We start from the raw sequence: 23,222 nt of genomic DNA on the forward strand, positions 1-23,222 counted from the left end.
CGCCAATCTCAAACTTGATGATGAGAAAAAAAGTTGACCCGATGCAATGGTACTTTCTTTATTCACGTCGTTTCCAGCTCCTAGAGTCGTTCTGCTGCTTCAATTTTTGGGCTTGGGAATCATATGGTCGCTGATGAAATGTCCAAATTGGAAAGCGGATAAAAACATCTTTCATATCACCGAGCCGGAATGGTGCAAGAGGAGCAAAGTAGGGCGTACCAAAGGTCTCCAGCTTGCAAAGGTGGATAGTAAGAAAAAGCAAACCGAAAGCAATGCCAATGTATCCAAACAAGGCTGCAGCAATCATCATCGGAAAACGAAGGATACGAACCGCTGAGCTCATTTCATGAGAAGGCACTAAAAAAGAAGAAATGGCTGTTAACGAGACGACGATGATCATCGTATACGACACGAGACCAGCCCGAACGATAGCATCTCCGATGACGAGACCACCAACGATTCCAATAGTTTGGCCAACCCGACTGGGTAGACGAACCCCGGCTTCTCGTAGCACCTCAAAGATCAATTCAAGCAGCATAGCCTCCACAATCGCTGGGAATGGAACATTTTCCAGTGATTTTTTAATGGTATGCGCCAACTCTAGTGGCAAAATAGCTGGATGAAAAGCAATCGTCGCAATGTAAATGGCAGGCAGCGTAAAAGCGATCAAAAAGCTCATCATTCGAATCGTTCTTAGAAATGAACTAATAATCCAACGGCCGTGATAATCATCTGGACTTTGATAAAATGCAAAAAAAGAGACGGGAGCTATTAGAGCAGTAGGGCTACCTTCAGCCAAAATCGCTATCCGTCCCTCCATTAGATTGGCGGTCACACGATCCGGTCGTTCCGTGCTGAGCTGTTGAGGGAAGAGGGAAAAAGGGTTGTCCTCAATAAACTCTTGAATAAAACCGGGGGGGAGCACCATATCGGAGGAGATCGCTTTAATTCTCGTTTTCACTGCTTCCACTAGCTCAGGATTAGCCAAGTCTTGAACATAGACAATAGCGATTTTAGTCCGGGTTTTAGATCCCACATAGAAGTAGCGTACAACCAGCGACGGTGTGACAATTTGTTTGCGAATCAGATTCAGATTGATGGATAACTGCTCAATGAATCCATTGTGCGGTCCGCGAATAACCCCTTCGTTTTCTGGTTCGTCCGTACTGCGAGCATACGTCTTTTCGGAAGAAAGGATAAAAAATTCTTCCGCCCCATTTATCATAAAAATGCAATATCCCTGAATAAGCGAATCAGTAGCATTTTGAAGGTCGGTGTCTTTTTGACTGCTTAAGGTGGTGAACATTTGATGAGAGACTGCATCGATTTTCTCATATAAGGCACTCAGAATATGAGTTTGAATCATCTCCTGATCTACGAGCGAATCAATATAGAGCAGCATACCGTCTTTGCCGTCAACGGAAATTGCCTGTTTTTTTAAATCATCCGTATAAAAAAGGGCTTGCTCAATAAAGGAAACATTTCTGTTTAATTCAACGGAAGCTGCGTCATGTCCAGCCAAGAGAGCCCTCCTTTTTGGATGAGATAGGCATAATGTGTGCCATATGGATTGAATTTATCCATGATCTGGTGACTTATCCATTCTTGAATCACCTTCACTTTGCGTAATGCAATAGTTTTATACTAGAATTTAGGTTGAAAATGGGAAATGGGTTGGTTATTTTGCAAGGAATGAAATGTAATCGTGCAAGAACTAGAGACTAGATTACAAGGGGGCTTAATCTTGCGTCGGATCAATTCCTAGATAGTGTCCCAGTTTCCGCCGGACCTCGCTGCGGGCAAAGGATGAAAGCATGAAAAATCGTCTTTGATAGCCGCGGCATACATACAAAACCTCTACGCCTTCACGATTTCGGATTTCGCTGTATATTTTAACCCCTAGTGTTTTCATTCGCGCCTTTGTCTCTGCTAATTGAACAGCTACACGCTGTTGTACTCCAGTCAGGCTACGAACATACAAATCAGGCATTTTTAGAGGGGAGGTATGTATAATACGAATGTCTCGTTCCAGCACATCCAGCACAAGAGTTAGAAGTACACAGATCTTGACTAGCCCTGCGTCTTCTTCAGAAGGCAAAGGAGCTTTATTCTTGTGGTTCAGTGTCTTTTGGCTTGGCATAAAAATCTCCTTTACTCCGAGTAAGAATACAATATATAATCATTATATAGAACGTGTGTTCTGTTTATATCTCATCATAGGTATTTTTCCAAGGCTAAAGCAATCCTCAATTATTGGAAAAGTGGTAAAGAGCGATACCCATGTGCCATTGTGTAAAGAATTCTTGAGTTTATCGCCAATGACAGTCAAACAGAGTTTATGTTAAGCTAATGGATAAAAACTTACATAAAAGGGGAGATCGTTCTGACTGCGGTCAGCCTCTACTATTTAACTTAAGAAAGTGGAGAAAGAAGGTATACATATTGTCACGTTCGTTATATGCAGCTTTATTATTGTTGAGCCTCATTTGGGGCGGTTCGTTTATGTTTATCAAGGTGTTGTTGCTACATCAAGTAGGACCGTGGACTATTGTATTTCTTAGATCCAGCTTTGGACTTATTTTTATCGTCTTATTAATGCTACTTATGCGCAGGCCGTTTAAAATTAAAAGCATTCCGTGGAAATCGGTTACTCTGGTAGCTTTGGTCAACATGGTTTTGCCATGGACATTGATCGGTTTTAGCGAGACCAAAATAGCTAGCAGCATGGCTTCTGTATTGAATGCCACCACGCCAATATGGACCATGTTGGTGGGGCTTGTTTTTTTCGGGGCTATTTTTCATCGGATGCAGTGGTTAGGAATGGGGCTCGCTTTTGTAGGAATTATTATTTTATTGGGTATTAATCCTGCATCTATTATTTCTGTTGACCCTGTGGGTTTTGGGTGTATGCTGCTTGCGACTCTCTGCTATGGATTTGGAACACAGCTCTCCAAACGTTTTCTCTCCAATCTTTCCATGTATCAGGCTACCTTTGCGACACTGTTTGGTGCGGCGGTAGGGGGTGGTATTATGATGGCAATTGTGGAGAGACCTAATTTGTCGATTGTTTCTGATCCAGGTGTATTGGGTTCCCTTATAGGGCTGGGAGTTTTGGGATCAGGAGTAGCATATATTTTGTTCAATTACATGATTTTGCGGGGGAGCGCGGAATTTGCTTCTTCGGTGACGTATTTTGTGCCAGTAAGTGCCATCGTATGGGGCTTTTTGCTCCTGAATGAACATATCGGCTGGAATGTTCTTACAGGACTTGTCCTTATACTTGGAGGGGTGTTTATGGCCAACCAGCGTAGAACCGCCAAATTAAGTGGATAATAATCTAAACAGAAATAAAATACGCTTTGGGCTATATTAAATGTACATTCGCCAAACCTTCGGTATAATACGTTAATTCGCACATACAATAAAGCATGCTCACACATAAAATAAAATATGGTGCAGCAAAAAAGCAAGCTGTTTAGCAGGTGACAAGGTGTGGTATAATAAATTATAGAATTATATGCACCACAGAAATGTCGGAGTTTTATTCCACAAAAGAAAGGATCAGGATACCATGTGTCCCCGAAGGATACTTCCCCAAAGGACGATTTGGAAACGATTTGATCTGTCTTATACTTAGCTTTTCCGCGGAGTAACGTCAAGTTGCGAAAGCCAACTCTGCGGAAGAGGGGATTGTACATGCGAAGGACCAAGTCCTCCAGGCACATCTTATCCGGTAGCTTCCGTAAGAGTGGGTTCATCCACATCAAACTTACGAGAAACCGAGGGAGCCTGTATGAGGAAAACTTACGAATCTATCGTGAACAATGGAGCATTGAGACAGATTGCTGTCATGTTGCTCGGAACATGCATTTTAGCTTTTACGTACTATCACATTAATGCTCAGAATCATTTGTCAGAAGGCGGATTTGCAGGCTTGGCCCTGCTGGGACATTACGCGTTTGGCATATCTCCAGCATGGAGTATGTTGCTGCTTGATATTCCCGTCATATTGCTGGCATGGGTACTGAAGGGCAGAAGATTTATGCTGCTTGCGTTAATCGGAGCCGTCGCTTTTTCACTGTTTTATGCAGGATTTGAGAAGTATTCGACTCTGGTTATAGATCTACATGGAAATCTGCTGATAGCTGCTCTACTTTGTGGGGTGCTTACAGGTTTGGGAGCCGGAATCGTACTGCGATTCGGTGGAGCAACCGGGGGCGATGATATCTTATCTCTGCTGATCAGTGAGTGGCGCGGGTGGAAAATCGGCAACGTGTTTATTGTCAGTGACATCATCGTATTGGGATTATCACTGTTGTATCTGCCTATGAAGGAAACAATGTTTACAATACTGGCTGTGTGGCTTGCCGGAAAAATAATTACATGGACGACCACGTTCCAACTGCACCGACCTGTGAAAAAGGTACTGCCAGCGGCTATTCCCGCTAAAAAGGTAGTTGCCAAAACAGTGCCGGTCGTCCACAGCCTTCGTCAATAAGGAAAGGGTGTTACGTCAGGAGAGAAATCTTCTTTCGTAACACCCTTTCGCTGTATTCAGCTTCTATCAGGAAGGCTCTAAAGTAGAATGGATGCGTCCATTCTCATCGGAAGAAGCGGAATGATGGTCGTGTACATTTTCGCTTGAATGCTGTTTTTCATGTTTTTTAGGTTTCTCATCTTGCTCGGCTGGATGATTATCGTTCCATTCCTCGGCTTGGGAAGTGGCAATCGCAATCGAGCGTCCTTCTTCATAGCCGTCACGGAGTAGAGCGTTAGCAATATCAACGGCTTTTTCTCGCACCCTAGGTTCCAGGTTTTTCATGGATGGAGGGTAATCATGTTTGTTCCAAGGGGAATGCTGCTGTTGGTTTCACGCACCTCTAACATGGCGCAGGGGCCTTTACTCGGAGGGATGGTCGATCAGGCTAAAGCTGCAGCACAAGTGGGCGGAACGGATATTAGACTGGAACTATATATGCATGGGGTACTGCTGGCAGCAACCGTTGGAACCATGCTTGCTATTTTATTGTATCCAACAGTGGTACGCATGTCAGCCAGATGGATTGTGCATTTGGAGCATACCGGATCTATTCCGGCTTTGGTGCGTCATTTAATGCTGCGAAGTCGCTGGAAGCATGCAGGCTACTACATAAAGCGCCCTACCTGGTCCATGCTAACCTCACTGATTGGCGGAGCGATACCCAAGCGTCTAATTATTCTGAATATAGCTGTTACTGCCATTTATACAACTGGAGTAGTATCTGCTTTATATGCATCATTCCTGTGGCCTGCTCAAGGTACAGCCATGTCAATGTCGTCAGGCCTAATCAATGGCGTCGCAACGGTATTACTGACCTTGTTAATTGATCCAAGATTGGCGGTTCTGTCGGAGAAAACGCTACGAGGGGAGCTACCCTTAACTCGGATGAACAGCATGTACGGCTGGATGATCATCTCGCGTTTGGCAGGTACTTTATTAGCTCAGCTATTGCTAGTACCGCTAGCCATTTGGCTTGGATGGGTAATGAGTTAAATTGCTAGCTTACGTAATGATGTGCGGCCATATCCCAAAAAGGCTGGCCTGTGATCATCTATTAAAGATAGATCGCGGGTCAGCCCCAATGATTCTATGGCTATTTACTTTTCAAATAATGACTTATATGCTCCGTATCCTTCATGCTCCAAATCTTCTTGAGGCACAAAGCGGAGCGCGGCAGAATTGATGCAATAACGCAAACCATCTGGACCTGGACCATCATCGAATACATGCCCTAAATGGGAGTCTGCTTCACGACTTCGCACCTCGGTACGGATCATAAAATGGCTGAGATCGGTTTTTTCTTTGACATTGTAGCTGCGCAGCGGACGGGTAAAGCTGGGCCAACCGCAACCTGCATCATATTTGTCCAATGAACTGAACAAGGGCTCTCCTGATACGATATCCACGTAAATGCCTTCACCCTCATGATCCCAAAACTCATTTTGAAAAGGGCGCTCGGTCGCGTTTTTTTGTGTTACTTCGTATTGAATAGGCGTCAGCCGATCTTTAAGATCGGATTTATCAATCTTGCCGGACCAATTTTGCTCGATAAAATCTTCACGTCCCGAACCTTTGCGGTAGCGTTTGTAATGAGCGGGGTTCTTCTTATGATAGTCTTGATGATATTCTTCTGCTTCATAAAAAGTGGCCGCAGGCAGAATCGGTGTAGCAATCGGCTTGTCGAAGCGGCCACTTTGAGCCAAAGCTTCTCTAGAAGCTTCTGCCTTGATTCGCTGCTCTTCATTATGATAGAAGATAGCCGTTTGGTAGGATGAACCTCTATCATGAAACTGTCCACCTTCATCCGTCGGATCAATCTGCTGCCAGAAGAGCTCCAACAGCTTTTCATACGGGAAAACTTGTGGATCAAATGTAATCTGTACGGCTTCCACATGCCCCGTTGTTTCAGAACATACCTCTTCATAGGTAGGATTTTCGGTATGTCCCCCTGTGTATCCAGATCTAATTTTCAAAATACCAGGTAATTCCTCAAAAGGGGAAACCATGCACCAGAAGCAGCCACCTGCAAAAGTTGCTTTTTCTACCGTGTGTGGATTGTTGGTGCTCATATTTGTCACTCCAATCTGAGAATGTTTAATTAGTTTTTATTTAAATAGCTTACAATTAAATTATATACGAGATTTTTGCAAAATCCAACGAAACGTCAGAAACCAACCGTAGTGTAAATGGCTATGTCCTAAAAATCGCAATGAAACTTCCTACAGAGACGGTGGCAAACTCATCGCATTATGTTCTGCTGGCGCGTTGAAGCCTTTTTCGGTAGAGTATAAAGGCGCCGCCCACCAGTGCAGTATATAGCACCAAAATGAGCAAACCGGTAATTGGGTGTTCTGCAAAGGTGCCGCCAGCATAAGCATACACCGCAATTGCGGGAAGCTTGCCAATAGCTGTACCTAGGATAAAGCTCCAGAACGGAAACCCTGCTACTCCAGCGTATACATTTACCGCTGCTTGGGGGATGACTGGAATCAGGCGAGCCAGCAGAACAGCAGCAAAAGGTTCCCTCTCCATGACTCGATTGAAGCGCTCCAATGCGGGAACCCGCTTCAAATAGGCACGTCCTTTGTCACGGAACAGGGTACGTACTGCAGTGAAAACGACCAACGCAGCCAATGTAGTGCCAAGCCAGCAGATCAGAGCACCTTGCCAGGGGCCTGCGGCATAAGCAATGGAGGCGATAATCAGCTTGTAAGGCACAAACGGAATTAGCGCGAATAAAAATGCGAGTAGTAGCAGAACTGGAAAGGAGGTCTGCTTGTCCGCCCAGGCGAGCCAATCATATCTGTAGATAAACGCGATGCAAAGCAGCGAAACATAAGCCGTGACGAGTAGCCATTTTTTCATTTACATACCTCTTTCAATATCCCTGTTCGGCTTATCGCTTATACAGAAAAAAATAGGGTTCACATTCCCAATAATGTGTGCTATACTGCCACTAACAGAATAGTTCCCAAAGGGGAGTAGCTCAACGAGTAAAGTCGTCATTACGGGATTTTTAATCCCCGGCTTTATTGGCAACGTAATGTTGTAAGCGAGACCTTTGCCAGGATTTTAGGAATCCGGGTAAATGGTCTTTTTTTGATGCCAAATTTGGGTCAAGCGCCGTTTCCGGATTCCGTGAAATGGCGCTTTTTTAGTATAAAGCGCTGAACTATGTACAGTATAACAAATAAATAAAAAAAGGTGGGAGAAACGTATGGATTTTTTGTCAATTGAGTTTTTAACCGCATTAGTATCCATCATTATCATTGATCTGGTGCTAGCTGGTGACAATGCGATCGTAATCGGTTTGGCGGCTCGCAATGTTGATAAGGCCAATCAAAAGAAGGTCATTATTTGGGGGACGGTCGGAGCGGTCATCATTCGTGTGATTGCTACAGTGCTGGTCACGTATTTATTGCAAATTTACGGATTGCGTTTGATTGGGGGACTCGCACTTATCTATATTGCCTATAAGTTGCTGGTCGAAGAGAAAAAACATGAAATTTCAGCTACGAATCAAATGTGGGCAGCGATCCGCACGATTATTATCGCGGATACGATGATGGGCCTCGACAATGTACTTGCTGTTGCGGGAGCAGCTCATGGAAACATGCTGCTTGTTATACTGGGGCTGGCAATCTCCGTTCCAATCATGGTGTGGGGAAGTACGATTATCTTGAAGCTGACTGAACGTTACCCAGTAGTTATTACGATTGGTGCTGCTGTACTGGCTTATACTGCTGCCAAAATGGTGGTGGCGGAACCGCTGATTGCGCACTGGTTTATGAACGGGGTCGTTAAATACGGCTTTGAGGTTCTGGTTGTGGTTCTGGTTGTAGCCATTGGGATGCGTGTTAAAAAAATTAAAAGTGAAAAAACAAGAAAGCAAGCGCAGCACGCCTAAGCTAACTTACACTGAAGTAAACTTAGCTGAAGCTGAACGTTCATGCCATAGAGGCTGTTCCGTTAGGTCCTCCAACTGGACCGGGAGCAGTCTCTTTTCTTTGCTTGTCAGCAGACTTCCATGTAAACTAGACAACAGATGAATGAGTGATTAGAGGTGGGAACGATATGGACAAGCAAACGAAGACAAGAGTAGCTATTGCAGGACTGGGTGGTATTGCTCGAAAAGTATACTTACCGTTACTGGCAGCACACCAAGGTGTAGATATTGTAGGTGTCATGAACCGTTCACAGGAGCCGGTGAGTTTCATTATGGAGCAATATAGGTTGCCAAGAGGAACGACAGATGTGAAGGAGCTGCTAGCATGGGAACCGGAAGCTGTATTTATACATGCCGCGACCGAAGCTCATTTTGATCTGGTTATGGCGTGTATTGAAAAAGGGATTGCCGTGTATGTCGATAAACCGTTGTCCTATGATGTTCGTCAGAATCTGGAAATGACCGCTTTTGCGGAAGCGCAGGCCGTGCTGCTGGCGGTGGGCTTTAATCGACGTTTTGCCCCGCATTATGTAGCTGCTAAAGCATGGTTAGAAGAAGCAGGTGGATTCAGTCAATGTGCGGCCATTAAACACCGTACTGGATATGACCGAAGACCGGCGGCACAGACGGTTTATGATGATTTAATTCACATGCTTGATTTGCTTTTGTGGCTGGGTGGCGATGATTATGAGCTGCTGCATAGTAGTCTGAATACGACGAGTGAAGGATATATGGAAGCTGCGTTCGGGACCGTACGTCTGGGGAATGCTACCGGAAGCTACAGTATGAGTAGACAGGCAGGAGCTGACATAGAGAAGCTGGAGCTTCACGGGGCAGGACGGTCTGTTGAAGTAACAAATATGGAACAGGCTGTTTTTATGCAAAAAAATCATTCACCACTAACGCAAGCTTTTGGAAGCTGGGATACGATTTTGGAAAGACGGGGATTCACCGGAGTCGTAAATCATTTTCTGGAGCATATTCATCGTCCAGAGGAGTGTGCTGTACGGGCTGGAAAAGTATTGGATAGCCATATGCTGGCTGACGAGCTGATCAGCCGTTTGAGTAATTAATATGGAACGTCCGAACGTGATCTTAACAGTCCAGACAGACATCAAGAATTAGGTTGAAGGAGAAATGAATGAATGGAAGAAGATAACCGTGGTAAGCAGCTAGAAGAAGCCATCATTGAAAACTATAAGCAAGAAGAAGATATGATGATCCTTGTGTTTGCGCAATGGTGTATCAATCATGGGTTGGAGCCAGAGGAACTATATAGTGAAGCATATCCGCATCAGGATAGCAACGAGCGTCTGCTACGAGTACGCAAGTTGACTGTATCGCGTGAAGAAGCGGGTGATATTCCGCTGGATACGGTATTACGGGTACTGTCCATGTTCGGAAATGAGGACTTGGCGATGGTCGTATCTGAGGCGGCTGCGGGCCTTCCGTCTGAACGGAAATAGGGCTAGCCAGAATAGAGAATATACTGTTATCATTTATGGCATCATGGACTTAACTATATTTACTTAAGACATTGTTGATGGGGAGGATAAGCTTACGATGGAAGATATACCTGTGCCAAGTACTTGTAAAGGCTGTGAAAGAGATATCTCGATATCGGAAGAGCAAATTACCAGAATTCTAACCAACATGAGACCCAAAATGGAATGTGTAAATGATGAAGTGTACGAAGCCAGACTGTTGGCCTGCTCACAATGTGAAGAGTTAATGTCCGGGCATACATGTGGTATCAGCGGAAGTATTGTTCGTGTACGTGCTTTGGCGGCAGCTCAAAATTGTCCAAGTTACCATGGTTCACGCTGGATAGGTACAGCCTAAAAGATACCATGCTCAGGCTCGGCTGAACCTGGATTACGGGTTAAAATAGTCATACCTTGGTCTGCCTTAATGGCAGGCTTTTTGGTTTGATTGGACCTTATCTTAACGATTGACAAAAAGTAGACAATAAAATATATTAAACACGTGAAATGTTTTTGTTTAATTATTAATATTTATATTAATGTTTACTGAAAGTAATGATGCGTAAAAATTATGATCGAAAGAAAATCGGTGGTATAAGTGATATTTAGGCCAAAATGAAAGCGCAAACATTTGTGCGGGTGTTCCAACAATCTTAATATTTTTGGGGAGGGTTTGTTGTGAAGGGTTCTATTGTTGTTAATACCGATTGGAAACAAGGCATTATTAATAAAAACATTTATGGACAATTTGCTGAGCATCTTGGACGTTGCATTTATGAAGGCATATGGGTTGGAGAGGACTCACCGATTCCGAACACAAACGGAATTCGTAATGATGTGGTGGAAGCCCTGAAAAAGCTGAACATTCCTGTGCTGCGCTGGCCGGGAGGCTGTTTTGCCGATGAATATCATTGGAAAGATGGTATCGGGTCAAAAGAAAACCGTAAGAGAATGGTAAATACGCATTGGGGCGGTGTGGTTGAAAATAATCATTTTGGCACACATGAGTTTTTTCAATTGTGCGAACTGTTAGATGCAGAGCCTTATATTTGTGGAAATGTCGGCAGTGGTACAGTTCAGGAAATGTCGGAGTGGGTAGAGTACATGACCTTCGATGGAGAGTCCCCTATGGCTGCATGGCGTCAGGAAAACGGTCGTGAGAAACCATGGAAGCTCAAATATTTTGGAGTGGGTAACGAAAACTGGGGTTGTGGCGGTAACATGCGTCCAGAATATTATGCCGACCTGTATCGCCGCTATCAGACATATGTCCGTAACTATGGCGAGAACCGCATTTATCGGATCGCAGGTGGGGCGAATGTGGATGATTATCGTTGGACCGAAGTGCTGATGCGCGAAGCAGGGCATCTTATGGACGGTTTGAGCCTTCATAACTACACGATCCCGGGAAACTGGGAAGGGAAACGGCAAGCAGTCGGTTTTGATGAAGCGGAATGGTTTGAGACGATGAAAAAATCATTGCATATGGATGAATTGATTACTCGTCATTCAGCCATTATGGACCAATATGATCCTGACAAAAGGGTCGGACTGATCGTCGATGAATGGGGAACCTGGTTCCTGACTGAACCGGGAACCAATCCAGGCTTCCTGTATCAGCAAAATACGATGCGCGATGCACTGGTAGCTGGGCTGCATCTACACATTTTCCATAATCACCATGACCGAATACAGATGACGAATATTGCTCAAATGGTTAATGTATTGCAAGCCATGGTTCTGACTGAAGGCCCTGCTATGCTGTTGACGCCGACATACCATGTATTTGAAATGTTTAAGGTGCATCAGGATGCGCAAGCACTGGCTGTTCATGTAAAGGTAGGCGATTATGAATATGACGGAGATTCCATCCCACAAGTAAGCGTGTCCGCCTCCAAGGCGCAGGATGACAATATTCATATTAGCTTTTGCAACGTCCATCCGGGCGAGTCGGCAAACTTGAATTTGGAGCTAAGAGGACTGGAAGAGATTAAAAAGATCAGCGGTGTTGTCCTTGCCAGCGACGATATGCAGGCACATAATACGTTTGATCAGCCAGAGCGTGTGAAAAAGGAAACTTTCACATCCTATCAGCTGCAAGGTCAGCATTTGGATGTTACACTGCCACCAATGTCGGTAGTGATGCTGACAATTGCTCCGTAAAAAAACTGGGTCGTGGTATGTAAGCAGTATTCACTATTATTGGTTATGAACAAAGAGAGCGTTCAGGTGAACGCTCTCTTTGTCCTACAATTGCTCGCGGTGAATCACCCTGAATTCTTTGGGCGACATACCGAAGCGGGAACGAAATACACGGTGAAAATACGTGTAATTTGCAAATCCTGACGATTCGGCGGCTTGTTCCAGTGACATGGGACTGAAAATGATTCGTTCTCTCGCCATGTTTAGCCTGATGTCCAGCGTGTACTGCATAATGCTCGTATCGAATGTTTCCTTAAACAGATGTACTGCTCGGGATACGCTGATACCGACGTGTGAAGACACGTCATCCAGTTTGAAGTTAGAGGATGCGTTTTCTTCAATATAATTTTTAATCTGATACGCAAGATAGTTATGATGAGTAGCGATAGGATGATCGGATAGCATACGGTCAAACTCCAAACATAAAATGCGTATGTAATAACTTGATATTTCCGGGTAAGGATTAGAAATACGTCGTTGCTCCATCACAAGCTGACGAAATAGGCCAAGCAGGGCTTCTGTGAGCTGAACCTTAATTCTGTTGGGTCGTTTATGATGGTTCCACCACTCATCTACCCAGGAACCACCGAAAAAAATGTGATAATCTCCACTTTCCACGACCTGCTCTCCCATGGGGTTCAACTCACTATGAATATCCAGTTCATAAGGCTCGGTAGGATTGAATAGCAGTAGGTCACCCGCCTCAATCCGTGTCATTTCCCCGTTAATGCGGGCCTGGCAGCGTCCATCTGTTTGCAAACGGAATAAATAATTTTTGATCCCATCAGGCTGGTTCGAATAAAAGGGCTTTCGATGGAAGGAATAGCCTGCGGTAAGAACCTGACAAGGCTCGACGATAGACATGATGATGACTCCTTTGGGCATATGGCTGTTTCAAATAATGACCAGATTGTTCATGTTTTAATCATATTATTCATTTTAAACGAAACAGAAATAGAATACTATGTGAACTGTAAAGCTTACATGTTAGATGAGAAAGTACATGTTGGAGGCCAAGGAGTGTGACGACGTGGAACGAATGAAGGCCGGGATTATCGGATGCGGTACTATTAGCTCGGTATATCTTGAAAATCTCCAAAAGAGCCCACTTATTGAAGTGGTGGCCGTCGCTGATTTACTGGATGAGAGGGCCAAGGAGAGGGCCGATGAATTCAACATTGAAAACGTATACAAAGTGGATGAATTGCTTCGTCAGCCTGAGTTGAGCTTGTATTTAATCTGACCGTGCCTGGCAGCCATGCACGGTCAGATGTGGCGAAACTAGAGGCAGGCAAGCATGTGTACAGTGAAAAGCCTTTGGCGCATTGAAATTCACGGACCATCGTGCCAATGCTGAACTGGCCTACCATGTGTTAGAAGCCATGCATGCTTTTCAGCGCTCATCATTGGAAGGCAATCACATTACGATGGAAAGCACGTTCAAACCGGACGAGGATTTGTATTATGGAACAGATATAATGGAAAATTCATCCTAATTAAAGAGGTGAAGGGGAATGGCTAAAGTAGGATTGCAATTGTACACAGTAAGGGAAGAGCTTGAACAGGATTTTGAAGGTACATTGCGCAAGGTAGCGGAGCTTGGCTATAAAGGGGTAGAATTTCATACCTTTTTCGGACGCAATGCCAAGGATGTCAGAGCGCTTTTGGATGAGCTGAATCTGGAAGTTGTCGGAACTCATATACAATATTCTCGTTTGCTGGATCATTTGGATGAGGAGATTGCATACCACAAAGAATTGGGAAATAAATACCTAATTGTTCCTTATTTAACCGAAGAACAGCGACAGTGGGATGAACTTTTTGCTAATTTGGATCGTATTGGTGAAAAATTGAAAGAACAGGGCTTGATACTGGCTTATCATAATCATGATTTTGAATTGACAGAAAAAATCAATGATCGCCCGGTATTCGATGCTTTATATGATGCGGTTTCCGATGATTTGTTACAGGTCGAAATGGATACTTGTTGGGTATACTATGGGGGCTATGATCCAGTGGAATACATCGGACGTTATAATGGACGCCTGCCTATCATTCACTTAAAGGATATGGCACGTGACGAGCAACAAAAAGCAGTAACTGTAGAGCTTGGCAAAGGCGAAGTGCAGCTTCAGGCCATTACAGACGCCGCTATTCAGGCAGGTGTGGATTGGATCGTCGTAGAACAGGATTTCTGCTCAAACCCTCCAATCGAAAGCATTGAAACCAGCATTAAATGGCTCCAACAATACGCAGCTCAGGGAGGAAATATTCATGTCTAAAACACTCAAAATCGGGATTATTGGTTGTGGAGGGATTGCCAACGGCAAACACTTGCCGAGTCTTGCCAAGCAGAAGCGTGCAGAAATCGTTGCATTCTGTGACATCATTCAGGAGCGCGCTGAAGAGGCAGCAGAAAAGTTTGGAGTTGAAGGCTCGCAAGTTTATAGCGATTACCGTAAGCTGTTAGAAAATAAAGACATTGAAGTCGTACATGTATGTACACCCAACGACTCGCACTCGGAAATTACCGTAGCGGCGCTTGAGGCAGGTAAGCATGTGCTGTGTGAAAAACCGATGGCTAAAACTGCGGAGCAGGCACGGGAAATGCTCGATGCGGCCAACCGTACAGGTAAAAAGCTGTCTATTGCGTATCAAAACCGTTATCGTGATGATAGTTTGTATCTGAAGCAATTGGTCGAACAAGGGGAGCTTGGAGACATTTATCTGGGCAAAGCCATTGCTTTACGCCGTCGTGCGGTTCCGACCTGGGGAGTATTCTTGGATGAAGAGAAGCAGGGCGGTGGCCCCCTTATTGATATTGGCACGCATGCACTCGACCTGACACTCTGGCTGATGGATAATTACAAGCCTAAAAGCGTACTAGGTTCAACCTTCCATAAGCTAGGGGATCGTAAAGATGCAGCAAATGCCTTTGGACCTTGGAATCCTGAGGAATTTAAGGTAGAGGACTCAGCTTTTGGTTTTATTACGATGCAAAATGGAGCTACGATTGTACTAGAGTCCAGCTGGGCATTGAACGTTGTAGAGTTTGGCGAAGCGAAGACGCAGTTATGCGGTACCGAAGGCGGAGCCGATATGCAGGATGGATTGCGCATTAACGGGGAAAAGAACAGCCGCTTGTTTGATACGAAAATAGATCTGGATGCAGGCGGTGTTGCCTTTTACTCTGGAGAAACGGAAAATGAAGCAGACCGCGAAGCCCGTCTGTGGATCGAATCTATTCTGGACGACAAAGAACCTCTTGTGAAACCGGAACAGGCACTGGTTGTTACTGAAATTTTGGAAGCTATCTATGAATCGGCTCGTACGGGGAAAGCTGTCTATTTTGACTAAGCCCGTAATTATCCCGAATAGACCATCATTATAATGAAAGCAGCTTTTTTCACATATGATACAGGGAGGGATTTCTTTTGAAACTTGGAGTATTTATGGTGTTGTTTGGCGGACGTTCGCTGGAGGAGGCGCTGGATTATGTGGCTTCTCAAGGATTGGATGCTGTAGAAATCGGTACAGGCGGCAACCCTGGGGATAAGCATTGTAAGCCGGATGAGTTGCTGGAGAATGATACAGCGCTCAAAAATTTCAAAAAGGCAGTAGAGTCCCGCGGACTAACGATTAGTGCGCTTAGCTGTCACGGCAATCCTCTCCATCCGCAAAAGCATTTGGCCCAGGCTGATCATGATACGTTTCTTAAAACCGTTCGATTGGCAGAAAAGCTGGAAGTTCCAGTTGTGAACACTTTCTCTGGCTGTCCGGGTGATCACGAGGATGCGAAATATCCAAACTGGCCTGTGGCTCCGTGGCCTAATGATTTTCAGGAAGTGTTGAAGTGGCAATGGGAGAATAAAATTATTCCTTACTGGACCGAGACGGGGAAATTTGCAGCAGATCATCATGTTAAAATTGGGCTGGAGCTACACGGGGGCTTCTCCGTTCATACACCAGCGACCTTGCTTCGTTTGCGTGAAGCTGCGGGAGAGGTTATTGGTGCTAATCTGGATCCGAGCCATATGTGGTGGCAGGGAATTGACCCAGTGCAGGCGGTTCAAATTTTGGGCCGAGAGGGAGCCATTCACCATTTTCATGCCAAGGATACGACGATTGATCCGATCAATGTAAATAAATATGGACTTACCGATATGCAGGAATATACGAAAATGCTAGATCGTGCTTGGCAGTTCCGAACTGTGGGCTATGGGCATGATGTAAAAACCTGGGCAGATATTATCAGTGCCCTGCGTCTGGTGGGATACGATTATGTAGTGAGTATTGAGCATGAAGATGGTCTGATGTCCGTGGAGGAAGGCTTTACTAAGGCCGTCCACAATCTTCGCCAGGTACTAATTGAAGAACCGCTGAGCGAGATGTGGTGGGTCTAACCTATAGGGGGAAATGTTGATGATTAACGTCACCATTTGGAATGAATTTTTGAACGAAAAGTTGAATGATGAAGCCAAACAGATATATCCTGATGGGATACACAAAGCGTTGGCTGACGGCCTGGCAGGAGAGGGATTTGCCATTCGAACAGCTACTCTGCGTGATGATGCCGAGCATGGTTTGGGAGAAGATATTCTGAATTCCACAGATGTGCTGCTGTGGTGGGGGCATAAAGCCCACGATCAGGTGAGCGATGAAGTTACGGCGCGTGTTGTCGAGCGAGTGCAGGAAGGAATGGGCTTGATCGTGCTGCACTCAGGCCATTTTTCCAAGCCATTCAAAGCCCTAATGGGCACTAGCTGTGACCTGAAATGGAGGGTGGCAGGTGAACAGGAGATTATTTGGTCGGTGAATCCGTCACATCCCATTGCAGAAGGCATAGATGCCAAAATTTTGTTGAAGCAGGAAGAGATGTATGGCGAGTTCTTTGATATTCCTACGCCGGATGAACTGGTATTTGTTAGTAACTTTGAAGGCGGCGAAGTATTTAGAACCGGATGTACCTTCCGCCGAGGTAGCGGTAAGATATTCTATTTCCGCCCAGGTCATGAGACCTATCCGACTTATTACCAGCCTGATATTTTGAAAGTAATCGCCAACAGCATTCGTTGGACTTCTCCGACAAGTATTAACAAACCAATATATGGTAGAAGTGAACCTGTAAGACCTCTCGGTGGAGTGTTGGTATAATGACAATCATCACATATGGATGAGTGTATAATGAACAGATTGATAGGCGGAACCTCTTGGGATTCCGCCTTTTTGTATTTAACGATTTAGACATATACCTGCTGTGTTAGTTTGTTGTATAATCAGTTTTGGTCATGGCAACTTTATCGGCGCAGGTATTTAATTTAAGAAGAAAGTGTTTTCTTTCGGGATAAAGTATGCTAAAATGATATATACTAACAAAAGGAAAGCTTTATCAAACCGAAATGCAAAAGAAGGTGAAAAATTTGGAGAGTCAACCGCAATGTACAAAAATGTGTCCGCGTTTTGAAACCGCCTTTTCATGTTTGGGCAAGCGTTGGAATGGATTAATTATTCAATCCATGATGAGCGGTCCTAAGCGGTTTAAGGATATTTCCAATCTGATTCCCACAATGAGTGACAAAATGTTATCAGAGCGGATGAAAGATTTGGAAAATGAAGGAATTCTTACACGTCATGTATATCCGGAAACTCCTGTCCGCATTGAATACGAGCTAACAACCAAAGGCCGTGCACTTCAGCCGGTTATGGAACAGATTCAATTTTGGGCTGAGGAATGGATTAGATGAGCACCAAACTAAATAAGCGTTTCTCATAGCAAAACAGCCTTTTCCTAGGAAAAAGGCTGTTTTTTTATTTTGTGTATAGGACTACTTATCCATATCACAGAAATGATGTGCATAGGTAGCACGGCTTAATAGCCTTTGACGCGCCCTGCAACTGAGAATAATGCTGCTGTTGCACGGCGGGGCACACGGGTTTGAATATCCAGCGCGGCCGAACGGAATGTACCCAGACAGGAATGGCAAAGTCTTCCTGCATAAATAGGGGAACGGCAGGACTCACAAGGATAATCGAGCTGACTGTATGTGGAGGGAAACTTGCCTGCTCTTACCCAGTCTGTGAGTAATTCTATAGGTGTGCCGGTTACATCACTGAGCTGGCGGGTATGAGTAGAAGGATGCTTCCATAGATAGTTAGAACAGCGGTCTAAGAATATATTTTCTTCCTGAATACAAGTACTACACAGGTTTCTAAGGTTCTGACGAAAAACGGAACCACATTTTGGGCAATTAGAAGTATGTATCTCCATAGAAACCAGTCCTTTGTATCGAAGTATAGTGAAATTTTGAAATTTATTAGTTACATATTACTATGACCTTATACCTATATCAATCTTTATTTATGGAATCACTGATCTAAGTGTATGTTGGAGTCTGTGTTGACATAACTCTGTTACTTATGTACTATTACTTACATAAAGTTACTTAATGAATAAAATAAATTATTGAAGACAAGGGGATCTTTATATGATGCCATCTTTATTTTTGGCCCACGGCTCACCGATGCTTGCTATTGAACAGACGGACTATACTTCATTTTTAGAGCAACTGGGGAAAAGTATTCGTCCTAAAGCGGTTGTTATCTTTACTGCTCATTGGGAAGCGCAAACGTTGACGATCAGTTCGATGGATGACGTGTACGATACCATTTATGATTTTGGTGGTTTCCCACCGGAACTGTACGCGGTGAAATATCCAGCACATGGTTCTGTCGAACTGGCCAATAAGCTGGAAAAATTATATGAACAAAAGGGTATTGACGTACAAACTGATCGGGTGAGGGGACTGGATCATGGATCCTGGACATTGTTGCATCGTATGTATCCTGAGGCAGACATTCCGGTAGTTCAGATCTCTGTAAATCCATATCTCTCGCCCAAAGCACAATATGTCATTGGTGAAGTGCTACGTGGACTGGGAGAACAGGATATTCTGGTCATTGGCAGTGGCGTGACTGTTCATAATCTGCGTATCGTCAAATGGGGGGAAACGAAAACAGAACCTTGGGCTATAGATTTTGATAATTGGATTATTGAAAAAGTGCAAAGTAGAGATATAGAGGCTTTGGATCACTATAAAAGCGAAGCACCGTATGCTCGTCAGGCGGTACCAAGAGCAGAGCACTTTATACCGTTGTTTATTGCGATGGGGAGTGGAAATCCTGCAAACAAAGTCAAGATCATCCATAGAAGCTATGAGATGGGGAATTTAAGTTATCTATGCTTACAGTTTTAAAAGTGTGTTGCCAGAAGAAGGACTATTGTTAAAATGCTTCGCTACTGCTTCTGTATAAGTAGGGGAGTGGAAATAAATTAGGGAGTGTTATAAGCTATAATGGCTTTTAACACTCCCTTTTACATAAATAACGATTTATTATATCCGGCAAATCTCACGAGGGCACAATTCACAATGACACACGCCTTGCAGCATTTCCAAATCCTTGACAACAATCATGCCGTTATCGTATTCTACTGCATTTTTCTTACGTAAATCACTAAGCATCCGGTTTACGCTTTCCCGAGTCGCACCGATCATATTAGATAAGTCAGTATGAGTAATTTTCTTATGAATCAGGATATGTTCGCCGTGAGGCTCACCATAGGTATTGCATAGACGGATGAGTGTTGAACATAAAGCACCTGGCTTGCCGTACATCATCAAATCGCGGAACTTAGTCTGAGTAATGCGGTGATGCGAACCCATCCATTTCATAAAGTCAATCGCAAAATCACAATGCTGGCAAATAAGCAGCTCCAGATCTGTATGATCGATTACGCCAATATCACTGTCTTCCAGAACCTCAGCAGAAAAGGAATGCTTAGTACCGAAAAAAGGATCGGCTTGACCAACAAGATCACCGCTTTGATACATATATAGAATAAGTTCCTTACCTTCATCCGTTGTTTTGGTTACTTTCACGCGTCCGCGCTTAATATAAAACAGCTTATCCGCTGTATCTCCTTCCCAGAACAGATGCGAGCTTTCAGGCATAACTCGATCTTTCATCATCACTTGCAACCGGTTGAAGCTGGCCTCCGAGAAGCAACAGGTGTTGCCGCGGGCTTCCATTACATTTGTAGGGTTTCTCATCGTCCATTTCCCCTTTGTATCCTATGTTTTTTATCTGCAACTTGATCAATTCAAATTCATTATATACCTGCGCAATGCGTTTTTGGGGCAAGAAGAGGGGGTAAAAGTGGCAGAATTCCAAACTTTGTGATTAAATTCACTTCATAAAATAAAATTTTAAATAGATTGTGAAAAAAATCACAATATATCTTGAAAAGCTGTGTTACGATCAGTGCGTGAACAAGAGATAGTACACGAGATAACAGGAGGATGAGGGAAATGGCTGTTAAAAACGAGGTTATCCAAAAAGAGCAAAGCGCAGAGCAGTATATTCAAACGCTGATTGACCGGGGGAACCGGGCACAGCAAGCTTTCATGAGTATGAATCAGGAACAGATTGACGAAATCGTACAAGCTATGGCACTCGCAGGGATGGATAAACACATGTACCTGGCGAAGATGGCTGTTGAAGAAACAGGACGCGGTGTGTACGAGGACAAAATCACCAAAAACATGTTTGCAACAGAATATGTCTATCATAGTATCAAAAATGAAAAAACCGTCGGTGTCATTGAGGACAATGATTTTGACAGTTTTCAAAAGATAGCAGAGCCAGTCGGCATTATCATGGGGATCACTCCAGTGACAAACCCGACTTCGACTACGATGTTCAAAGCGCTGATTGCCATTAAAACACGTAACCCAATCATTTTCGGTTTCCATCCATCTGCTCAATCGTGTAGTGCGGAAGCAGCCCGCGTCTTGCTCGAAGCAGCTGTTAAACATGGTGCTCCAGCTGATTGTATTCAATGGATTGAAGCACCTTCGATGGATAAGACCAATGTACTGATGAACCACCCTGATGTGGCGCTGATTTTGGCAACTGGTGGATCAGGCATGGTTAAGGCGGCATATAGCTGCGGTAAACCTGCTCTGGGTGTAGGCCCAGGTAACGTGCCTTGCTTTATTGAAAAAACAGCAGACATCAAGCAGGCTGTGAACGATCTCATCCTCTCTAAATCTTTCGACAACGGTATGATTTGTGCTTCCGAGCAAGCGGTTATTATCGAAGAGCCAATCTTCGAACAAGTGAAAAAATTGATGATTGCTAACGGCTGCTATTTTGTAAATAAAGAAGAAGCAGCTAAGCTCACTCAAGGAGCTATGAATGTCGAGAAATGTGCAGTGAACCCAGCTATCGTCGGGCAGTCTGCTGTGAAAATTGCTGAAATGAGTGGTATTACAGTACCAGCAGGAACTAAAATTTTGGTCGCTGAGATTGAAGGGGTAGGAACAAAATTCCCATTGTCTGCGGAAAAATTGAGTCCTGTATTGGCTTGCTATAAAGTAAAAAATGCGGAACAAGGTATTCAACGTGCTGCTGAAGTCGTGGAATTCGGGGGCATGGGCCACTCGTCCGCTATTCATTCGAACGATGAGGACGTTATCGCTCGCTTCGCAAACCGTCTGCAAACAGGACGTATCATTGTAAATGCACCTTCCACACATGGTGCGATTGGCGACATTTACAACACCAACCTTCCTTCGTTGACACTCGGTTGCGGTTCGTATGGTCGTAACTCGACTTCGTCGAACGTATCGGCAGTCAATTTGATTAATGTGAAAAGGGTGGCGAAACGGACGGTGAATATGCAATGGTTCAAAGTACCTTCCAAAATCTATTTTGAGAAAAACTCGACACAGTATCTTGCTAAAATGCCTGATATCACACGTGTAGCCATTATCACAGACCCTATGATGGTACAACTTGGATATGTAGATCGTGTTATTCATTATCTGCATCAACGCCAAACACCAGTAGCTATCGAAGTGTTCTCTGAAGTAGAGCCAGATCCATCGACAGTTACAGTAGAACGTGGTACTGAAATGATGAGACGTTTCCAACCGGATTGCATCATCGCACTGGGCGGCGGTTCCCCAATGGATGCGGCTAAAGGCATGTGGATGTTCTATGAATATCCAGATACTGATTTCAATAATTTAAAACAAAAATTCATGGATATCCGTAAACGGATTTACAAGTACCCACGTCTGGGCCAAAAAGCACAATTTGTAGCTATCCCTACAACCTCGGGTACAGGTTCCGAAGTTACATCGTTCGCAGTAATTACGGACAAAAACCTGGGCGACACGAAGTACCCACTGGCTGACTATGAGTTGACTCCTGATGTGGCAATTATTGACCCAGTGTTTGTATATTCGCTACCTAAAACAGCTGTAGCGGACACAGGTATGGATGTTCTGACACATGCTATCGAGGCTTACGTGTCCGTAATGGCTAATGACTACACAGATGGTCTGGCAATTAAAGCCATTCAATTGGTATTCCAATACCTAGAACAATCGGCTCTGACTGGTGATAAGCTGGCTCGTGAAAAAATGCATAATGCTTCTACACTTGCTGGTATGGCATTTGCTAATGCATTCTTGGGCATTAACCACAGTCTTGCACATAAATGGGGTGGACAATACCATACAGCGCATGGCCGCACGAATGCCATTTTATTGCCGCACGTCATTCGCTATAATGCGAAAAAACCGACAAAATTTGCTTCGTTCCCTAAATATTCGCACTTTGTTGCGGATGAGCGTTATGCAGAAATCGCGCGCATACTGGGACTGCCTGCACGCACCACCGAAGAAGGGGTTAACAGCTTGATCGAAGCGATCCGTAAAATGAACAAAACACTTGGTATCGAGGAATCGTTCCAACAAATCGGTTTCGATGCGAAGGATTTCGAATCACGTGTAGACTATCTGGCTGACCGCGCATTTGAAGATCAATGTACAACTGCGAATCCGAAGTTGCCACTGGTTACTGAGTTGGCTGATGTCTATCGCAATGCCTTCTACGGACGTTTTGACCAATAATATAATAGGTACGAAGAGGCTTGTGAAAAAGCATTTTCTCGTTCAATACCGATGCAGGCTCTCTATATAGA

Annotated in this window: 22 protein-coding genes and 2 pseudogenes; 17 read left to right on the plus strand and 7 right to left on the minus strand. The window is 44.2% G+C overall.

Translation table 11 applies throughout. The features are described 5' to 3' along the window. Positions 1 to 58: 58 nt before the first annotated feature. Together ACUYLD_RS06665 and ACUYLD_RS06670 are read right to left on the minus strand one after the other, a co-directional pair. The gene (locus ACUYLD_RS06665; protein ID WP_440722616.1) at positions 59 to 1,522 is read right to left on the minus strand and encodes a spore germination protein; all 1,464 of its coding nucleotides are present in this window, start codon (positions 1,520 to 1,522) and stop codon (positions 59 to 61) included. Positions 1,523 to 1,738: 216 nt separating this feature from the next. Next, positions 1,739 to 2,140: a hypothetical protein gene (locus ACUYLD_RS06670; RefSeq protein ID WP_446674657.1), complete on the minus strand. Its 402-nt coding sequence runs from the start codon at positions 2,138 to 2,140 to the stop codon at positions 1,739 to 1,741. Positions 2,141 to 2,442: 302 nt separating this feature from the next. Between ACUYLD_RS06670 and ACUYLD_RS06675 the strand changes: the two genes are divergently transcribed. Beyond that, on the plus strand, positions 2,443 to 3,333 hold the full coding sequence (locus ACUYLD_RS06675; RefSeq protein ID WP_322159653.1) for a DMT family transporter: 891 nt from the start codon (positions 2,443 to 2,445) through the stop codon (positions 3,331 to 3,333). A 460-nt stretch (positions 3,334 to 3,793) separates the two neighbouring features. Continuing rightward, the gene (locus tag ACUYLD_RS06680; protein WP_013310869.1) at positions 3,794 to 4,498 is read left to right on the plus strand and encodes a YitT family protein; all 705 of its coding nucleotides are present in this window, start codon (positions 3,794 to 3,796) and stop codon (positions 4,496 to 4,498) included. Between the two features lie 194 nt (positions 4,499 to 4,692). Here the strand turns inward: ACUYLD_RS06680 and ACUYLD_RS06685 are convergent. Further along, positions 4,693 to 4,822: pseudogene (locus tag ACUYLD_RS06685) on the minus strand (DUF2188 domain-containing protein); the annotation flags it as partial. A gap of 15 nt (positions 4,823 to 4,837) precedes the next feature. Between ACUYLD_RS06685 and ACUYLD_RS06690 the strand changes: the two are divergent. Next, positions 4,838 to 5,533 (plus strand): lipid II flippase family protein, encoded by a 696-nt coding sequence (locus ACUYLD_RS06690; protein ID WP_446674658.1) that lies wholly within the window; start codon positions 4,838 to 4,840, stop codon positions 5,531 to 5,533. Positions 5,534 to 5,637: 104 nt separating this feature from the next. On the opposite strand, the gene msrA is transcribed toward ACUYLD_RS06690, so the two are convergent. Together msrA and ACUYLD_RS06700 are read right to left on the minus strand one after the other, a co-directional pair. After that, positions 5,638 to 6,609, minus strand: a complete 972-nt coding sequence (msrA, locus tag ACUYLD_RS06695) for a peptide-methionine (S)-S-oxide reductase MsrA (RefSeq protein ID WP_446674659.1) — start codon at positions 6,607 to 6,609, stop codon at positions 5,638 to 5,640. Positions 6,610 to 6,787: 178 nt separating this feature from the next. Further along, positions 6,788 to 7,405: a TVP38/TMEM64 family protein gene (locus ACUYLD_RS06700; RefSeq protein ID WP_322159657.1), complete on the minus strand. Its 618-nt coding sequence runs from the start codon at positions 7,403 to 7,405 to the stop codon at positions 6,788 to 6,790. A gap of 352 nt (positions 7,406 to 7,757) precedes the next feature. Between ACUYLD_RS06700 and ACUYLD_RS06705 the strand changes: the two genes are divergently transcribed. The 5 genes from ACUYLD_RS06705 to ACUYLD_RS06725 all read left to right on the plus strand — a co-directional run bounded on the left by ACUYLD_RS06705 (position 7,758) and on the right by ACUYLD_RS06725 (position 12,133). After that, positions 7,758 to 8,447 carry a TerC family protein gene (locus ACUYLD_RS06705; protein WP_025722249.1) on the plus strand — a complete coding sequence of 230 codons (690 nt, stop codon included), beginning with the start codon at positions 7,758 to 7,760 and terminating at the stop codon, positions 8,445 to 8,447. A 167-nt stretch (positions 8,448 to 8,614) separates the two neighbouring features. After that, positions 8,615 to 9,559 carry a Gfo/Idh/MocA family protein gene (locus ACUYLD_RS06710; protein ID WP_446674660.1) on the plus strand — a complete coding sequence of 315 codons (945 nt, stop codon included), beginning with the start codon at positions 8,615 to 8,617 and terminating at the stop codon, positions 9,557 to 9,559. Positions 9,560 to 9,631: 72 nt separating this feature from the next. Continuing rightward, positions 9,632 to 9,952 (plus strand): hypothetical protein, encoded by a 321-nt coding sequence (locus tag ACUYLD_RS06715; RefSeq protein ID WP_446674661.1) that lies wholly within the window; start codon positions 9,632 to 9,634, stop codon positions 9,950 to 9,952. A 97-nt stretch (positions 9,953 to 10,049) separates the two neighbouring features. Continuing rightward, a complete protein-coding gene (locus ACUYLD_RS06720) occupies positions 10,050 to 10,328 on the plus strand; it encodes a hypothetical protein (RefSeq protein WP_029517224.1) in 279 nt (92 codons plus the stop codon). Positions 10,329 to 10,648: 320 nt separating this feature from the next. Beyond that, the gene (locus ACUYLD_RS06725; RefSeq protein ID WP_446674662.1) at positions 10,649 to 12,133 is read left to right on the plus strand and encodes an alpha-N-arabinofuranosidase; all 1,485 of its coding nucleotides are present in this window, start codon (positions 10,649 to 10,651) and stop codon (positions 12,131 to 12,133) included. Between the two features lie 84 nt (positions 12,134 to 12,217). On the opposite strand, the gene ACUYLD_RS06730 is transcribed toward ACUYLD_RS06725, so the two are convergent. Continuing rightward, the gene (locus ACUYLD_RS06730) at positions 12,218 to 13,036 is read right to left on the minus strand and encodes an AraC family transcriptional regulator (RefSeq protein ID WP_061829048.1); all 819 of its coding nucleotides are present in this window, start codon (positions 13,034 to 13,036) and stop codon (positions 12,218 to 12,220) included. 166 nt (positions 13,037 to 13,202) lie between these two features. On the opposite strand from ACUYLD_RS06730, the pseudogene ACUYLD_RS06735 reads away from it, so the two are divergent. The 8 genes and pseudogenes from ACUYLD_RS06735 to ACUYLD_RS06770 form a co-directional block, all read left to right on the plus strand. Continuing rightward, positions 13,203 to 13,495 (plus strand): annotated as a pseudogene (locus ACUYLD_RS06735) (Gfo/Idh/MocA family protein); the annotation flags it as partial. Between the two features lie 2 nt (positions 13,496 to 13,497). Beyond that, the gene (locus tag ACUYLD_RS06740) at positions 13,498 to 13,668 is read left to right on the plus strand and encodes a hypothetical protein (protein ID WP_233903743.1); all 171 of its coding nucleotides are present in this window, start codon (positions 13,498 to 13,500) and stop codon (positions 13,666 to 13,668) included. 18 nt (positions 13,669 to 13,686) lie between these two features. Beyond that, positions 13,687 to 14,454 carry a sugar phosphate isomerase/epimerase family protein gene (locus ACUYLD_RS06745; RefSeq protein ID WP_446674663.1) on the plus strand — a complete coding sequence of 256 codons (768 nt, stop codon included), beginning with the start codon at positions 13,687 to 13,689 and terminating at the stop codon, positions 14,452 to 14,454. Next, positions 14,447 to 15,529 (plus strand): Gfo/Idh/MocA family protein, encoded by a 1,083-nt coding sequence (locus tag ACUYLD_RS06750; RefSeq protein WP_446674664.1) that lies wholly within the window; start codon positions 14,447 to 14,449, stop codon positions 15,527 to 15,529. The genes ACUYLD_RS06745 and ACUYLD_RS06750 overlap by 8 nt, the downstream gene beginning before the upstream one ends. 77 nt (positions 15,530 to 15,606) lie before the next feature. Further along, entirely contained in the window at positions 15,607 to 16,575 is a 969-nt protein-coding gene (locus tag ACUYLD_RS06755; protein ID WP_061829051.1) for a sugar phosphate isomerase/epimerase family protein, read from the plus strand. Between the two features lie 19 nt (positions 16,576 to 16,594). Continuing rightward, positions 16,595 to 17,326 carry a ThuA domain-containing protein gene (locus tag ACUYLD_RS06760; RefSeq protein ID WP_250268741.1) on the plus strand — a complete coding sequence of 244 codons (732 nt, stop codon included), beginning with the start codon at positions 16,595 to 16,597 and terminating at the stop codon, positions 17,324 to 17,326. Positions 17,327 to 17,571: 245 nt separating this feature from the next. Next, positions 17,572 to 17,916 (plus strand): winged helix-turn-helix transcriptional regulator, encoded by a 345-nt coding sequence (locus ACUYLD_RS06765; protein ID WP_034095058.1) that lies wholly within the window; start codon positions 17,572 to 17,574, stop codon positions 17,914 to 17,916. Positions 17,917 to 18,657: 741 nt separating this feature from the next. Continuing rightward, complete coding sequence (locus ACUYLD_RS06770) at positions 18,658 to 19,425, plus strand: dioxygenase family protein (RefSeq protein ID WP_446674665.1); 768 nt, start codon at positions 18,658 to 18,660, stop codon at positions 19,423 to 19,425. A 138-nt stretch (positions 19,426 to 19,563) separates the two neighbouring features. On the opposite strand, the gene ACUYLD_RS06775 is transcribed toward ACUYLD_RS06770, so the two are convergent. Then, complete coding sequence (locus ACUYLD_RS06775; protein WP_013310849.1) at positions 19,564 to 20,280, minus strand: Crp/Fnr family transcriptional regulator; 717 nt, start codon at positions 20,278 to 20,280, stop codon at positions 19,564 to 19,566. 258 nt (positions 20,281 to 20,538) lie between these two features. Between ACUYLD_RS06775 and adhE the strand changes: the two genes are divergently transcribed. After that, the gene (adhE, locus tag ACUYLD_RS06780) at positions 20,539 to 23,151 is read left to right on the plus strand and encodes a bifunctional acetaldehyde-CoA/alcohol dehydrogenase (RefSeq protein WP_061829054.1); all 2,613 of its coding nucleotides are present in this window, start codon (positions 20,539 to 20,541) and stop codon (positions 23,149 to 23,151) included. Positions 23,152 to 23,222 lie beyond the last annotated feature (71 nt).

The organism is Paenibacillus sp. SER-28, assembly GCF_052906305.1.

Coding starts and splice junctions, on each gene's coding strand:
- ACUYLD_RS06670 (WP_446674657.1), bottom strand. CDS start 2,140: ATGCCAAGCCAAAAGACACTGAACCACAAGAATAAAGCTCCTTTGCCT.
- ACUYLD_RS06680 (WP_013310869.1), top strand. CDS start 3,794: ATGAGGAAAACTTACGAATCTATCGTGAACAATGGAGCATTGAGACAG.
- ACUYLD_RS06690 (WP_446674658.1), top strand. CDS start 4,838: ATGTTTGTTCCAAGGGGAATGCTGCTGTTGGTTTCACGCACCTCTAAC.
- msrA (WP_446674659.1), bottom strand. CDS start 6,609: ATGAGCACCAACAATCCACACACGGTAGAAAAAGCAACTTTTGCAGGT.
- ACUYLD_RS06700 (WP_322159657.1), bottom strand. CDS start 7,405: ATGAAAAAATGGCTACTCGTCACGGCTTATGTTTCGCTGCTTTGCATC.
- ACUYLD_RS06705 (WP_025722249.1), top strand. CDS start 7,758: ATGGATTTTTTGTCAATTGAGTTTTTAACCGCATTAGTATCCATCATT.
- ACUYLD_RS06710 (WP_446674660.1), top strand. CDS start 8,615: ATGGACAAGCAAACGAAGACAAGAGTAGCTATTGCAGGACTGGGTGGT.
- ACUYLD_RS06715 (WP_446674661.1), top strand. CDS start 9,632: ATGGAAGAAGATAACCGTGGTAAGCAGCTAGAAGAAGCCATCATTGAA.
- ACUYLD_RS06720 (WP_029517224.1), top strand. CDS start 10,050: ATGGAAGATATACCTGTGCCAAGTACTTGTAAAGGCTGTGAAAGAGAT.
- ACUYLD_RS06730 (WP_061829048.1), bottom strand. CDS start 13,036: ATGTCTATCGTCGAGCCTTGTCAGGTTCTTACCGCAGGCTATTCCTTC.
- ACUYLD_RS06745 (WP_446674663.1), top strand. CDS start 13,687: ATGGCTAAAGTAGGATTGCAATTGTACACAGTAAGGGAAGAGCTTGAA.
- ACUYLD_RS06750 (WP_446674664.1), top strand. CDS start 14,447: ATGTCTAAAACACTCAAAATCGGGATTATTGGTTGTGGAGGGATTGCC.
- ACUYLD_RS06760 (WP_250268741.1), top strand. CDS start 16,595: ATGATTAACGTCACCATTTGGAATGAATTTTTGAACGAAAAGTTGAAT.
- ACUYLD_RS06765 (WP_034095058.1), top strand. CDS start 17,572: ATGCAAAAGAAGGTGAAAAATTTGGAGAGTCAACCGCAATGTACAAAA.
- ACUYLD_RS06770 (WP_446674665.1), top strand. CDS start 18,658: ATGATGCCATCTTTATTTTTGGCCCACGGCTCACCGATGCTTGCTATT.
- ACUYLD_RS06775 (WP_013310849.1), bottom strand. CDS start 20,280: ATGAGAAACCCTACAAATGTAATGGAAGCCCGCGGCAACACCTGTTGC.
- adhE (WP_061829054.1), top strand. CDS start 20,539: ATGGCTGTTAAAAACGAGGTTATCCAAAAAGAGCAAAGCGCAGAGCAG.